Origin of the sequence: Shewanella sp. (assembly GCF_051658185.1) — a bacterium.
GTDB lineage: Bacteria > Pseudomonadota > Gammaproteobacteria > Enterobacterales > Shewanellaceae > Shewanella.
The window spans coordinates 1-14,210 of the sequence record NZ_JBOFMC010000116.1; the positions used below are offsets into that span (position 1 = coordinate 1).

General features: G+C 46.4%; 12 protein-coding genes and 1 pseudogene. 3 read left to right on the plus strand and 10 right to left on the minus strand.

Going from position 1 to position 14,210, the window contains the following annotated elements; all coding sequences use genetic code 11:
* The 10 genes and pseudogenes from ACRCZA_RS04770 to ACRCZA_RS04815 form a co-directional block, all read right to left on the minus strand.
* Positions 1–400 (minus strand): annotated as a pseudogene (locus ACRCZA_RS04770) (RND family transporter); the annotation flags it as partial.
* Between the two features lie 32 nt (positions 401–432).
* The gene (locus ACRCZA_RS04775; protein WP_438673326.1) at positions 433–1,458 is read right to left on the minus strand and encodes a WD40/YVTN/BNR-like repeat-containing protein; all 1,026 of its coding nucleotides are present in this window, start codon (positions 1,456–1,458) and stop codon (positions 433–435) included.
* A 54-nt stretch (positions 1,459–1,512) separates the two neighbouring features.
* A complete protein-coding gene (locus tag ACRCZA_RS04780) occupies positions 1,513–2,877 on the minus strand; it encodes a DUF1329 domain-containing protein (protein ID WP_438673327.1) in 1,365 nt (454 codons plus the stop codon).
* A 13-nt stretch (positions 2,878–2,890) separates the two neighbouring features.
* Positions 2,891–4,933 carry a DUF1302 domain-containing protein gene (locus ACRCZA_RS04785; RefSeq protein ID WP_438673328.1) on the minus strand — a complete coding sequence of 681 codons (2,043 nt, stop codon included), beginning with the start codon at positions 4,931–4,933 and terminating at the stop codon, positions 2,891–2,893.
* A 335-nt stretch (positions 4,934–5,268) separates the two neighbouring features.
* Complete coding sequence (locus tag ACRCZA_RS04790; RefSeq protein ID WP_438673335.1) at positions 5,269–5,484, minus strand: DUF2835 domain-containing protein; 216 nt, start codon at positions 5,482–5,484, stop codon at positions 5,269–5,271.
* A 43-nt stretch (positions 5,485–5,527) separates the two neighbouring features.
* Positions 5,528–8,077 (minus strand): aminopeptidase N, encoded by a 2,550-nt coding sequence (pepN, locus tag ACRCZA_RS04795; protein WP_438673329.1) that lies wholly within the window; start codon positions 8,075–8,077, stop codon positions 5,528–5,530.
* 84 nt (positions 8,078–8,161) lie between these two features.
* Positions 8,162–10,210: a carboxy terminal-processing peptidase gene (gene prc, locus ACRCZA_RS04800; RefSeq protein WP_438673330.1), complete on the minus strand. Its 2,049-nt coding sequence runs from the start codon at positions 10,208–10,210 to the stop codon at positions 8,162–8,164.
* A 28-nt stretch (positions 10,211–10,238) separates the two neighbouring features.
* Entirely contained in the window at positions 10,239–10,877 is a 639-nt protein-coding gene (proQ, locus tag ACRCZA_RS04805; protein WP_438673336.1) for an RNA chaperone ProQ, read from the minus strand.
* A 279-nt stretch (positions 10,878–11,156) separates the two neighbouring features.
* Positions 11,157–11,615, minus strand: a complete 459-nt coding sequence (locus ACRCZA_RS04810; RefSeq protein ID WP_438673331.1) for a GAF domain-containing protein — start codon at positions 11,613–11,615, stop codon at positions 11,157–11,159.
* Between the two features lie 17 nt (positions 11,616–11,632).
* Complete coding sequence (locus ACRCZA_RS04815) at positions 11,633–11,944, minus strand: YebG family protein (RefSeq protein ID WP_438673332.1); 312 nt, start codon at positions 11,942–11,944, stop codon at positions 11,633–11,635.
* Positions 11,945–12,149: 205 nt separating this feature from the next.
* On the opposite strand from ACRCZA_RS04815, the gene ACRCZA_RS04820 reads away from it, so the two are divergent.
* The 3 genes from ACRCZA_RS04820 to ACRCZA_RS04830 form a co-directional block, all read left to right on the plus strand.
* A complete protein-coding gene (locus ACRCZA_RS04820; protein ID WP_438673333.1) occupies positions 12,150–12,782 on the plus strand; it encodes a paraquat-inducible protein A in 633 nt (210 codons plus the stop codon).
* A 1-nt stretch (position 12,783) separates the two neighbouring features.
* The gene (locus ACRCZA_RS04825) at positions 12,784–13,395 is read left to right on the plus strand and encodes a paraquat-inducible protein A (protein ID WP_438673337.1); all 612 of its coding nucleotides are present in this window, start codon (positions 12,784–12,786) and stop codon (positions 13,393–13,395) included.
* Positions 13,388–14,210: intermembrane transport protein PqiB (locus ACRCZA_RS04830; RefSeq protein ID WP_438673334.1), on the plus strand; the 823-nt coding region annotated here is incomplete at its 3' end. The genes ACRCZA_RS04825 and ACRCZA_RS04830, both read left to right, overlap by 8 nt.

The following is a 14,210-nucleotide window of genomic DNA, read 5'->3' on the forward strand; positions in this document are numbered from 1 at the left end:
GGATCACCGGGCCACCGGCAAAGCCATCTTCAACCACCTCAGTAAAGCGTGTCGAAGGTGAAAACACCGACTTCACCTGGGAGCGTTCCACTCCCGGGATAAAAAACAGCTGATCGTGCACATTCTTTAAGGTGTTAAAATAGTTTGCATTGAAAATATTGCCACTGGTGTCTTCAACCGCCACCATAATGCTATTCGCGCCACCAAAATCCTTTTGGTGTTTCAAATAGGTCTGCATATAAGTGTGATTTAGCGGAATATTTTTGATAAAAGCCGCATCCATCTTCAGTTGGCTGGCTTGATAACCAAAAAACAGCGTCAATAGTGCAAATAGGCACACAACCCATGCGCGATGACGAAATAAAAATGACTCACATCCGTTGACCAGTTTTTCTAACATCTTCTCGGCCCTATTATTATTGTTATATGAGGTTATGGCTTAAGGATAAACAAGCCTTGGCTGCCAGATAACCACACATTGCCTTGATTATCCTTGGCAATTGCCACTAAATTTTCCCCTTGGCGTCGGGTCACAATCCGGCTGCTATCATCGTGATTAAGTTGAATGACCATGCCAGCGTTACCCACCAAATACAGGGCCTTATCTGAAATCGCCAGCGCGCCATTGATTGATGACTGCACTGGGAGGTCAATTTCTTGCCATGTACCTAAACTCAAATCGCCCTTAAACACGTGGCCACGTAAGCCCATCACGTAGACCGCATCCTGAGTCTCAATGGCATTAAACATCGAGCCATCATACTCAAACGCCGTGCGCACAAATCGCCGACCTTGATCCTCAGATACCGCGACTAAGCCTAATTCTCCAACCAATAATAAGCGGCCATCTTTAAGCGCCAGCAAGCGATTAAAATGCGGCAGCAAAGACGCACGCTCAGTTAAATAAGCCTGTTGATCACTGCCTTTCAGTTCCGCAAGGTAACGGCTATCTTCCTCGGCCAGTAATTCTTCATGGAATTCCTCTGTCCACGTTACGCCACCATCCGTCGTTCGGTAAAACAAACCGTAAGCACCGATAGCCATCCCCTCACGGGCATTTAAAAACAACACATCCAAAAAGGGTTTTTCAATCTCAGGAGATTGCATTTGCACTTGCCAGCTTTGACCAGCATCTTGGCTGTGGAGAATGGTGGCATCGTGGCCAACTGCCCAACCGCGCTGCTCATCAACAAAAAACACTTTCGTTAATTGCGCCTGGGTCGGTGTTAGCACTTGTTGCCACTGACCATCAAACACCAATACATGACCACGCTCACCCACCGCGACCAAACGCGGCCCAGCCGCAACCACATCAGCAACTAAAGAAGACGTCGCCAAGGGTTGAATTTGTGAAAAGATTTTATCTGCTGAAGAAGTGTCTGTTGCTGAAAACGCAGGGGAACAGAAAACACAACCGAGACTTAAGGCGACAATACTACGAAGGAAGCGAAACGACATACACACATCCTTTAACATTTGAGGGGCGCAAGGCGCCCCTGCATCGACTTCTGATTAACGAATACCTTCACGACGCAATGCATCAGGGGTAAAGTTGGCCTCACTCAATTTGGCATCAAAGTTATACATACCACTTTGGTTATCTAACCCCATTGCCAAGTAGCGACGTGACTGCAGATCATGGAAGACTTCTAAGGTATCCCATTGGGTAGGCACTTCGTAATAGTTAAGACCATGGGCCACAGCGACCCGGTATAACTGATCACGGTTATCGTACAAATCCGCAATCGACACTTGCCATGAATCCTCGTCTAGATACATCACACGAGTCTTATAGATATGGCGCATGCCATCTTTAAGGGTCGCTTTGACTTCCCAAACCCGGTGTTTTTCCCAACGCACATATTCAGGGTTAATATGACCAGGTTTTAAAATCTGCTCATATTTGAGTTTATCTGAATGGAGTTTGTAGTCGTTATAGGGAATATACAGCTCTTTTTTACCCACTAATTCCCAGTTATAACGCACTGGAGAGCCGTTAAACATGTCAAAGTCGTCCGTGGTGCGTAACCCATCGGAAACGGTACCAGGAGTATCAAAGGCCACGTTAGGCGCTTTACGTACTCGGCGCTGCCCGGTGTTATAGGTCCACGCTTGGCGGGGCAACGCTTCTTGATCCATGGTTTCTTTCACCAGCAGTGCCGTACCGGCTAAACGTGCTGGCTGGGTCACCACTTGTTTGAAGTAAAACAGCGTATTACTCGCCTTTAATTGATCAAGGGTGATTTCTGGGCGGGAATACTCAAAGCGGATCTCCTCCGCCGTTTCAACTAAGGTAAAGTTGCCATCGGCGGTAGGCGCTGCTTGACTGCGAGAGGTTTCAACATCGACACCACGGAAACGTAAAATGTGGTTCCAAATGGCTTCTAAACCATTGGCTGGGATCGGAAATGGAATACCAATAGACGCCCCAGAAATGCCGTTACCTTGAGCAACTAACTCGGCACGGGTCGCGTTCGCTTTAGTCGCATCGTAAACAAACTGCGGCACTGAGGCACTACGACGGGTTTTATAGACGTTCATCTTGTAGGTATCAGGATAAAGCTCAAATAGCTTCAGCTGCCCTGGCGTTAAAAAGTCTTTATAATCAGCCTTGTTTGCATTGGTAATGGTAAATTCAATTTTATCCTCAGGGAAAGGATCGGGATGATGCATGCCCTTAGTGTAGCCCGCGACGGGCTGAGTGATCCCACCATCCCACGCTGGGATTGAGCCGTCCGCATTGCCGGCTTTTTCAGCTCCTAAAGGCGTTAATTGGTTGCCCAGTTTGGCGGCATCGGCCTCAGAGACCTTTGCCATGGCAACGGGAGCTACCAGTGCCATCATAATGGCGCTTGCCAATATCGTCAGTTTCTTCATTGTTTTAGTCCTTTTAGATCGAATACTTGATATTGAATGAAACATAATCACGATCTGCCATCGCATTGGTCGTGCCGACACCACCAAAGAAATTGTTGTAAGAGAAATCCGCTCCCCAACGATTTTGGTAGTCAAAATTCACCCCAAGGGCCACCGACTTACGCCCTTCAATAAACAGGAACATAGGATCGGGCGTAATACCATCGACGTCATGGGAGAAAATCGCTCGCGGCGACATGTTGATACCGGCAAACAAGTTGTTATATTCCGCTTTGGCAACTAAGCGGTAACCCCAAGAAAAGTTGGTGGGGAAAGGATTGGTTTCAGGCCCATTATGCAGCGCCTGAATAATACCAGGCATATCTGGATTACCACCAGAACGCGCAGTACCTGGACCATTGAGGCGCAGTTCGTCAAACCCTGGCATATCATGGATCCACACACCACCCACTTCAGCCAACATCGTCAAATTATCAGAGCCGAGGGTTGGGCCTAATAAATGGGTCAAAGTCATCTGGGTTTGGGTAGTATCGCGTAGGATAAAACCATCGACGGTTTCGCCAGGTTTGACACCTTTGATCTGCGATATGCCATCAAGATCGGGGCGCAATCCCGCATTCGCTAACTGTTGAGGCATCCCAGCAAACAACAACTCAACGTCATCGATTTGCAAAGGTTCATCTTGACGATGGGCAATTTCCGCAGCCACGGAAGTATCACCAATCAAGGTGTTAAAACTAAAGCCATAGAGCTTAATGTCTTCAGGATAAACAATTTGTGCTTTCGAAAAACTTTTAAGATTAAGGAGTAATTCGCGGTTAATATCCCCCGCATTTTGGCCTAATAGCGCCAGATCGGACAATAACGCCCCCGTGCTAAAATCGGCCGCCGTGCCGCTAATCAATGGGCGACGGCTATGGTAGTTCATAAAATACAAACCAAACTCAGTTTCGCCGAGTTGTGGCGCGTAATACCCCAATTTAACGCCATACTGGCCGTCATTACTGGGTTTGGCCTCATCTTCCACTAATGTGACTTTTGTTGGGTAGGCTAGTGCCATCGACACTAACTGCTGAGTGGGGATGCTTTGACCGCTCGCAAGCATACCCGCTAAACGCGCATACTCTTGCATCACAAAATCGAGATTAATATCAGGGTTAGCATTAAAACCAAGCTGAGCATTTTGCTGATAACCACCAAAGCCAGCAAAATCATTAGTCGCAAAAATAGAGCCTGGAGTTGGCACCCAAATCTGCTGCCAATCATATTGGTAGAAGGCTTCTAACGAGATGGAATCGGTGATCCCAAGGGATGCCCACACCATTCCCTGCGGTCTGAATGCTTCTTTAAGTTCCGCGCCGGGGGCATTAAGAATGTTCAAATCAACAGCATTGATCTCACTGATCCCGTGAGCTATCAGGGTACTTTCCCCCCATGACACCACTTGATCCCCCACGCGAATCGACAGTGGATTCGCACCATCATTTAAATCGTAATTGGCATAGGCGAAGGCATCCAACAGACGGATATCCTTACACTGTACGTCGGAAGCTTGGCTATCTCGGCAAGGATCAAAAGCGTTGCCAGTTAAGGGATCGTTATAATCAAAATCGCCATCATTTAATTTGCGATCGTAAAAATACATGCCCCGGGCAAAGATCCCATAGTTTTGGTATTTAAGGGATAACTCATGCAACCCTTTAACAATCTCCGACGTCGTATCGCCTTGAGAATACAACAAGTTACTTAAGTCGTTATTACTGGAATAGGATCCGGGTTGTGCCCAAATCTCCGCCGGAGTGTATTTGGTATTACCAAAAGCGCTGTAATTAGACCAATCGAATCTTGGGTGGTTAACTTTACCAATTTGCCCTTCCCAATCCCGCTCAGCGACACGCCAACTCGCTCCCGCTGTCCAAGTGGAATCAAAAGTGCCTTCAACCTCACCCCAGTTAAAAGACGCCGCATTTAACGTGGGTATACTCAACAAACTCAATGCCGACGCCACCCCCAAAGCAAGCGCCGACTTGTTAAAACTATTTTTAACAATTTTCATTTTAGCTCTCCGTAACCTGCTGGATTCTTTGTTTTAGGAATGACAACCAACATCTTGTTAGCTCGCAGGTAACATCATTGTTACAGCAATTATTCCGCTTGGGCAAGGCGCAGTTACAGAAAATTTTCAAAAAAATTAGTCACGTAGCGATATATTTTGGGGGATTTGCGCGGGGAGGATTTAAATTAGCAAGACATGAGGTAAATACTGTGATTTTTTATGTTAAAAAAACGATGTTTTTCATTAACATAAATGGCGCCAACATCGCGCCAAATCTTGAGAATAATCAGCCGACCGTTTTAAGTAATTACTCTAAGCCAAGCCGATTAAACTGACTAACAGCGAATTAATGAAAGCAATTTTCCTTGTTCATCGACGACTAACTTAAAAGATCCGTGGATCCCTTGGGGGGTTAAAAAACCTCTAAAATGGCGCGCACTGATCCACAGCGTTCTTCCCTTCGCGTCTCGTATCGCCACCTTATCAGCAAAACCTTGATAATAAGGTAAAAAATCTTGATAACTTAAATTTAGGGTAAACAAAAATTCCATGGCAATTCGGGCGGTGTCGAACACCGCCCGCCTCGATTAGGGCTTAATTCGCTAAGGCTTTCGCGACTTTTTCATACACGTCTTTGGACAATTCAGGTAAGGCTAACAGCTGCGCTAAGCAAGCTTTGATCTTTCCTTGGCGCCCTTCATCGAGTTTTTTAAATTGAATTAACGGTGTCACCATCCGCGCGGCAACCTGCGGATTGAGTTGGTTGAGCGTTAACAAACATTCGGTTAAAAACTGATAACCTTGCCCATCTGCTCGGTGAAACTGATAAAGGTTAGCCGCGGCAAAATTGCCGATTAAAGCGCGTACTCGATTGGGATTGGCCATGCTAAAACTCGGATGCTGTAGCAAGGCTTTTAGACTATCAATGACCTCATCGGCATCCCGTGTGGCCTGCAACATAAACCATTTATCCATCACTAATGGCGTGTCACGCCAGCGCTGCTCAAATTCCGCCATTAAAGTTGAGCGACAAGCTAACTCGCCCACATTGGCAGCCATCAGCGCACCAAGGCTATCGGTCATATTGGTTGATTGGCTAAATTGATTGCTCACCAAGTCCTCCGCCAGTTCGGATACTCGGCTCAGCCAAATTAAACACTGTCCCTTGAGGGCGCGAGCCTTGGGATCATCCACCGTCACTAGGCTACGATACACAGCAAGCAGCTCATCTTCACAAGCTGCGGCCAGTTCACTTAACACAAACTCGCGCGCGAGCCTTAAGGCATCTAAATCAACTGTATCGACTTGTTCAACTAAAGCCGATGATGAAGGGATAGCCAGTATTTCTGCCACTAAAGCAGGGTCAAGCTTTGGATCAAGTAATGCCCCTTTAAAGCTGTCACGCACTCTTTCATCGAGTGTCATGGCTTGCTTGGCGTGAAGATGTGCCACATTTTGCCAAATCGCTTGGCTGATCAGCACCACTGAGGCTTCCCAACGGGCAACTTCACTGCTGGCAAACCGCATTAAATGGACCTGTTGGTCAATAGTAAAGTCATAGTGCAGTTTGACTGGCGCTGAAAAGTCCTGCAACAAAGACACGATGGGTTTGTGGCTAAGGCCATCAAAATTAAACTGTTGTTGTTGCTCGGTAAAATCAAGCACTGTATTGACTAACGACTTGCCGCTGGCATCTAACAGCTCAATGCTAAAGGGAATATGCAATGGGGCGTTGCTCGCTGCCACGGCTTGAGTTAACTGCAATTGATAACGGCCCGTGGCGGGATCGAAGCTATCGCTGGCCGTCACCTGGGGGGTACCCGCTTGGCTATACCAAAGGCGGAACTGGCGCAAATCAATGCCGCTGGCATCTTCCATGGCCGCCACAAAATCATCACAGGTCACCGCTTGACCATCGTGCCGCTCAAAATAGCACTTCATCCCCGCTTGGAACTTTGCCTCCCCCAGCAAAGTGTGTAGCATGCGGATCACTTCAGCCCCTTTGTTATACACTGTAACAGTGTAAAAATTATTCATCTCAATCACAGATTCAGGGCGAATAGGATGAGACATAGGACCTGAGTCTTCTGCAAACTGCTGATTTTTTATTACTTTAATCGCATGAATTCGATTCACGGCACGCGAACCTAAATCCGAGCTAAATTCTTGATCTCGGAAAACCGTCAAACCTTCTTTTAAACTGAGCTGGAACCAATCACGGCAAGTCACACGGTTCCCCGTCCAGTTATGGAAATACTCATGCCCCACCACCGATTCAATACCGTGATAGTCCTCATCGGTTGCACTCTGAGTATCAGCGAGGACGTATTTGGTATTAAAGACATTTAAGCCTTTGTTTTCCATTGCCCCCATATTGAAGAAATCCACGGCAACTATCATATAAATATCTAAATCGTACTCAAGATCAAAGCGTGACTCATCCCAAGCCATCGACTTTTTCAAGGACGCCATTGCATGGTGTGCTTTATGTAAATTGCCTTTATCAACAAATACCTGCAACTTAACACGCCGTTGGCTGCGGGTAATAAAATGATCTTCTAACAGATCAAAATCCCCCGCGACTAGAGCGAACAAATAGGAGGGTTTCGGAAACGGATCTTGCCAACAAGCATAATGGCGGCCATCGGCTAAGGGGCCTTGTTCAATCAGATTGCCGTTACTCAATAAATAGGGGAATGCCGCCCTGTCGGCCTCGATACGCACAGTGTATTTTGCCAGCACATCGGGGCGATCGATAAAGTAAGTGATCCGCCGAAACCCCTCTGCCTCACATTGAGTACAGTAAGCCCCATCAGACATATATAAGCCTTCCAGGCTGGACTTGGCTTTAGGATCCAGCACAGTGACAACCGTAAGCTCAAATTCATCTAAAACGGTTTCAAGCTGTAACTGGCCTTGTTTAAGCTCATAGGCGACAGGCGCACCATTAAGGCTTAGGGATTGCAGCACTAAGTCTTCACCATCCAGGATCAATGGCAAGGTATGAGCTCCGCAGCGCTGAACGCGACTGGTCGCGGTGACGCGCGTGGCGTTATCTGCTAACTCAAACACTAAATCAATGCTGGCTATCGTAAAAGCAGGTGCTTGATAATCTTTTAAATATTTTGCTTGAGCTTGTGTCATTGTTTACCCCTTCAACCTGTTCTTTATAAGAAAAAACGCGCCATGAGCGCGTTTTATTCACATTTAACCGACTGCTAAACCCGCTTATTGCACGCGAGTGCTGCGCAAGTTGTTCTTGGCATCGACCATATCTAAGGTGATATAGGCGGTTTCATCTAAAAAAGCATCCGGCGTTTGGGCATCATCTTCAATCTCTTCCATGGATTTGACGGGTTTAAGCCCTTGGGCGATCCGGCGCTCATTGGTCCTATCGAGCACTTTTTTCTCGTCCTCTTCGCGCTGGGCGATGCGTTCACCTTCGACTAATGAGACGGTTTTTTCTTTATGATGCTTTTTAAATTCTGCAATATCTTGATTGATATAATTAAATTCAACATTGTCTTTAATGCGGGCCTGATGACGTTTTTCTAAATTCGCCACTAACTCCGGCGTCACCTCATTAAGGCTTGCGTACTGAGCGACGGGCACTTTATCCCAAGGCAAAGCGTTCTTTTCCTCAGATTCACCATATTCACCGGGATCTAACGCACTTGGGAACGCAATATTAGGTGTCACACCTTTAAGTTGGGTGCTACCGCCGTTAATACGGTAAAACTTTTGAATGGTGTACTGCACATGGCCGATAGGCTTTTCATACATATCATAGATGCGACCAAGACTCTTATGCTGCTGTACCGTGCCTTTACCAAAACTGGATTCGCCGACGATTAAAGCGCGGTCATAATCTTGTAATGCCGCAGCAAAGATCTCCGAAGCAGAAGCACTGTAGCGATCTACCATCACCGTCAGCGGACCTGAATAAGTCGTTTTACCATCATTATCGCGATGAGCAGAGACGCGGCCATCGGCATCGCGGATCTGCACCACAGGTCCCATATCAATAAATAGACCCGTTAACAAGACTGCTTCAGTGAGCGCGCCGCCGCCATTGCCACGCAAATCGATCACCACGCCTTCCACTTTTGCCTCGTTGAGTTTAACGAGTTCTTTTTCTACATCCTGGGACAAGTTCATGTAAAATCCGGGAATTTGAATAACCCCGACCTTACGATTAGCATATTCGCCCGCTTTAGGTTCAATAATCTTGGAAGTGGCGGCACGATCCTCTAAGCGAATTTTGTCACGGACTAAGGTCACGTTGAAGGTTTTGGCATTAGAGCCGCCCTTCTTCGGTAGAATTTGCAACACGACCTTACTGCCTTTTGGCCCTTTGATGAGCTCAACAACATCATCTAAACGCCAGCCGATCACATCAACGATTTCAGCGCCATCTTGGCCTACGCCGACGATTTTATCTTCTGGTGAGAGTTTTTCGCTGCCTGCCGCAGGGCCACCGGCAATTAAACTTTTGATGACAGTATAATCATCTTCGAGCTGCAACTGCGCGCCAATCCCCTCGAGGCTTAAGTTCATTTCCATTTGGAAACGTTCAGCATTGCGTGGTGATAGGTAACTCGTATGCGGCTCAATGCTTCGCGAAAATGCATTCATCACACCTTGAAACACATCTTCACTGTTAGTTTGCGTCAGGCGTTTAATCGCGTTGTTATAACGCTTTTGTAAAATATCAACAATCTCAGGCCATTGCTTGCCTGTGAGTTTGAGGTTTAATGCATCGTATTTGACCCGTTGGCGCCACAATTCATTGATTTGGGCCTGATCCTTTGGCCAAGCAGCCTCTTCACGGTCATATTCGTAAACATCCCCCGCTTGGCTAAAATCCATTTCTTTATCAAGCAAGGTCAAGGCGTAAACAAAGCCTTCATAACGACGTTGCTGCACTACGTCAAACATCTTGTAGGCAGGGCTGAGCTCCCCTGAAATCAACATATTATCGAATTGATTAATATAGGGCTTAAAGCTGTCGATATCAGCCTGAGTCAACACATTACGGCGATAATCGAGCTGCTGTAGGTAACGCTCAAAAATTTGCGCTGAAAACGCATCATCTAGACTAAAACGATGATAATGGGAACGCGTGAACAAATCGGTCACGCGCTTGCTCGCCACTTTATGTTGCGCTTCCTGCTGGAGAGTGGGTAACTCGCTGATTTGAATCGTAGGTGGAACGGCCCAAGCCGAAAATCCGACAAAAACCGTGGCGATCGAGGTAGCCAAAGTGAGTTTTCGCATCAACAAGTTACTCCGTCTTAATAAATGATTACAGCAGGATATGCTCTGCTCTCACTTTAATGGTTAGGCCACTATCCAGCTGAACATGAATGTCCTCTTTGTTAATGTCAGTGATCACACCGGCTACGGGTGTTGCACCTAATTTAACATTCACGCGCTGTTTTTTAGCTAAATCAGCCAGTTGCGCTTGGACAAGATTCACCACAGGGGCGGCAGGTTTCGCGACAGGTTTGGCAGGACGCTCAGACTTAGCTCGTGAAGGAATGGCGACCTTCTTAGCCGCGCGCTTTGGCGCCGCTTTGGGTGCAGTCGGTGCTTTAGCGGCACGTTTTGCTTTCGCTTTTTCTTGGCTTTCTTTTAAGGTCGCTTGCGCATGCTCAATGTGCTCTTGCTCTAACTCACCACAAGGTTGGCCATCGAGATCCACACGTTGGGCACCGGCTTTTACGCATTTAAGATAACGCCAGCTGCTGGTATAGCGTCTTAAGGCAACTCGTAGTTGAGTTTTACTGACTTTAGAATCATCAGCCAACCTTTCAGCCAAATCTTGAAACAATCCGATTTTTAATGGCTTAGTTTCACCTTCAGCAATAAAGCACAAAGGAAATGTTTCATACAAATACGCCAAAATTGCATTGGTGTCGGTCAACTTATCTGTTGATTCCATCATTACTTCCACAGTCTAAAAGGGACATCGAATTCGAAACGATATAAATCAGCTTCTTACATGTCGTTTATCTTGGTTAAGCTCAATATTGAGCCAAGGTACAAATTAGCATTCTCGCCGCATTTACTAAAGTTAAAAAAATATAACTTAACCGTTTATTACGGCGCAACCCATCAAGTGGTGATGACATGAGTCAAATCCAGCTTAACGGTTATCGGCGCATATTATAAGGCGCACGCCACCGATTGCGACCATCAATTATGCGTTATTGTACGCAAATTAATCAAATAGGCAGTTTTCAAAGCTTTTTATTAATATTTCCAGCCCTTTTTGGTCTTCTTCATCGAATCGATCGAACTTAGGACTGTCAATATCAAGCACGGCGACCACCTTGCCTTGGGCACGCACGGGGATCACTATTTCAGCATTACTGGCAGAATCGCAAGCAATATGTCCATCAAATTGATGCACATCGGCTACCCGTTGGGTTTGATTAGTCACGGCGGCGGTGCCGCAGACGCCCTTGCCTAGTGGAATGCGACTACAGGCTACTTTGCCTTGGAACGGCCCGAGTACCAGCTCATCTTTACGCAAGAGATAAAAGCCCACCCAATTTAACTCGGTTAACTGCTCATTCAGTAAGGCGGTAAAATTTGCCATGGCAGCAATCAGGTCATCTTCGCCTTCGAGTAAGGCCAACACTTGACGATTAAGCGACTCGTAATCTTGCGGTTTCATTACATTTCCTAACAATGTTATTCAACAACATCCGCTTTTTTAGGCGTTTTTTTCGTTGCTGTTTGAGTGGTTGCGGTATTGGTTGCAGTACTATTAACCGGAACCACACCTTTAAGCAAGTTGGTCAATTCATCTTTATTGTTAGCAAAATAGAATGCAAGCTGCTCGCTCAGCTGTTCATCAATATCTAACGCTGCTTTTTGAATAAAAGGGATCAGGTTATCAGCGATATCGAGCATCTTATCGTAGGCATCAGCCTCCTTTTTCGATGTGAATGTCATCTTTTCAACCCCTTCTCTTACCACGACAAACTGTGTAATAACTGCCATGACTGCCCTCGCACTGTTTTTATATACAGTAAACAGAATGACATAGATTGAACTTGTTATGCAAGTGTTCTGATTAATCTGATATTATTCGTCAGTTTGCGGGTGTAACCTGTCTCTCAAGGTTACCCCTCATCGGCATGAACGACTGCAAGCGTTGGGTCACGAATCAATCTGTGCGACTGCGAGAGCAACTTAATATTTTTATATGCCTGAAAATAAAGTAGAAAACACGATAATACTGTGCCGTTCCTGCGATTTAGCAGTGCGTAAACGGGCGCTACCCAGTGGCGTCAGGGCGCTGTGTCCCCGTTGCAGTACGGCGCTTTATGATACGCCCTATTGTTCTATTAATGGCATGCTGGCGTTATGCATCAGTGCCTTGGTTTTTTACTTTCCGGCCAACTTTTTACCCTTATTAGAAATCCATTTTCTGGGAAGCATTCGTACCACCACAGTATTCCAAGGGGCTTTTGCGGTACTTGAACAAGGATATTGGGTCGTTGGTTTAGCCGTTTTAGCGGCAGCGGTGATAGGACCAGGGCTATTAATTTTATCGATTTTGGCGCAAATTTTAATTGTTAAATGGGGGCTGTCTGTCCCCTTCTGGCGTCACTGTTTACAGCAACTATTAAAGCAACAAGCTTGGCTTTCCCAGCTCACCATGCTGGAAATTTATGTGATCAGCTTTTTAGTCTCCTCTTTTCAACTCTCGGATTTTTCCGATATCCATTTTGGTATGGGCACCTTTTGCTTCACCATGTTATTTCTGGTGACGTTATTTTTACAGCGGGAATACGATATCGACCATATGTGGACCTTACTGGATGAGCATCATTAACATGAATCAACAAGGCAAGGATTTAGCGCTATGTTTATGCCGGGTGTGTAAGCAGGTCAATCGTAGCCAAGATAGCCATTGTCTGCGCTGTGAGTCGCCGCTATTAGTCCGGGATTATGCCAGTTTACAAAAAAGTTGGGCGTTACTTATCACCGCTGCGATCCTATTGATCCCAGCCAATCTTTATCCCATCACCGTCCTGACCAATCAAGGTAAAGTGCGCCACGATACGATTTTTTCAGGCATTATGCATTTAGTGCAATCGGATATGCTACCGATCGCCATTATTGTGTTTGTTGCCAGTATCTTAGTACCTTGGATTAAAATTATCGGCCTTGCCATTTACCTGTCAGCCATTAGCTTTCATCTGCCAATTTCCAAAAAAACATTGATGATTGGCTATCACATTATCGAGTGGATTGGCCGCTGGTCGATGCTCGATTTATTTGTTATATCGCTTACGGTTGCCCTCGTGAATATGGGGCAACTCCTTGATGCAAAACCCGCCCCTGCGGCGACCGCGTTTGCGTTAGTTATCCTACTCACGCAGCTGGCTGCCAAGGTTTTAGACACTCGTTTACTCTGGGATCGATTGGAACCTCAAGATGACTGAAATTGAATCGCCAAAAGTGGTTAAGAAAAAACTCTTTTCGCCTATTTGGTTGCTGCCCATTGTCGCATTGGCACTCGGCACCTGGTTAGGTGTAAAAAGTATTAAAGAATCGGGCGTGGAAATTCAAATCCACTTCCCGAGTGCATCTGGCATTGAAGTCGGCAAAACCTTAGTCAAATACCAAGGGTTAACTGTCGGTAAAGTCAAAGATATCGGCATTGATGACGATCTCACCGGGGTCAACGTTAAAGTGATGATGGACTATCGTGCTAAGCCCTTTTTAAACCATGAAACCTTATTTTGGTTAGTGACACCAAAGGCGACCATTACCGGGGTTGAAGGCCTAGACGCCCTATTTTCAGGGAATTACATCGCTATCCAACCCGGCAAAGGCAATCCTAAAACCTTGTTTGAAGCCGAGCGTCAACCGCCGCCAATGCAAGTCGGCACTGAAGGCGTGATGGTGGAACTGACGTCAGACAAACTGGGGTCGTTAGATGTCGGCTCGCCCATTTTCTTTCGCCAAATCCCTGTCGGCAGCATTGCCAGCTATCGCCTTGATGGCAATGCTAAGGTGATTATCAGCGCCTTTATCCAAGATCAGTACGCCCATTTAGTGAAGAAAACTTCACACTTTTGGAATGTCTCCGGGGTCAAAATCGATGCATCCCTTGCGGGCGTGAAAGTGAACTCTGAAAGCTTAGCGTCAATCCTCGCCGGCGGGGTCAGTTTTAGCTCCGATACTAACGCAGCGACCGCCGAGAACGGCGATAGTTTTGCGCTATTTGAATCTGAAACCAGTGCCCTTGGCGGTG

Bases quoted from the DNA above. Each gene is read 5' to 3' on its own strand.
- ACRCZA_RS04820 (WP_438673333.1), top strand. From the start codon at position 12,150: ATGCCTGAAAATAAAGTAGAAAACACGATAATACTGTGCCGTTCCTGC.
- proQ (WP_438673336.1), bottom strand. From the start codon at position 10,877: ATGGAATCAACAGATAAGTTGACCGACACCAATGCAATTTTGGCGTAT.
- ACRCZA_RS04785 (WP_438673328.1), bottom strand. From the start codon at position 4,933: ATGAAAATTGTTAAAAATAGTTTTAACAAGTCGGCGCTTGCTTTGGGG.
- ACRCZA_RS04815 (WP_438673332.1), bottom strand. From the start codon at position 11,944: ATGGCAGTTATTACACAGTTTGTCGTGGTAAGAGAAGGGGTTGAAAAG.
- ACRCZA_RS04790 (WP_438673335.1), bottom strand. From the start codon at position 5,484: ATGGAATTTTTGTTTACCCTAAATTTAAGTTATCAAGATTTTTTACCT.
- ACRCZA_RS04775 (WP_438673326.1), bottom strand. From the start codon at position 1,458: ATGTCGTTTCGCTTCCTTCGTAGTATTGTCGCCTTAAGTCTCGGTTGT.
- prc (WP_438673330.1), bottom strand. From the start codon at position 10,210: ATGCGAAAACTCACTTTGGCTACCTCGATCGCCACGGTTTTTGTCGGA.
- ACRCZA_RS04780 (WP_438673327.1), bottom strand. From the start codon at position 2,877: ATGAAGAAACTGACGATATTGGCAAGCGCCATTATGATGGCACTGGTA.
- pepN (WP_438673329.1), bottom strand. From the start codon at position 8,077: ATGACACAAGCTCAAGCAAAATATTTAAAAGATTATCAAGCACCTGCT.
- ACRCZA_RS04810 (WP_438673331.1), bottom strand. From the start codon at position 11,615: ATGAAACCGCAAGATTACGAGTCGCTTAATCGTCAAGTGTTGGCCTTA.
- ACRCZA_RS04825 (WP_438673337.1), top strand. From the start codon at position 12,784: ATGAATCAACAAGGCAAGGATTTAGCGCTATGTTTATGCCGGGTGTGT.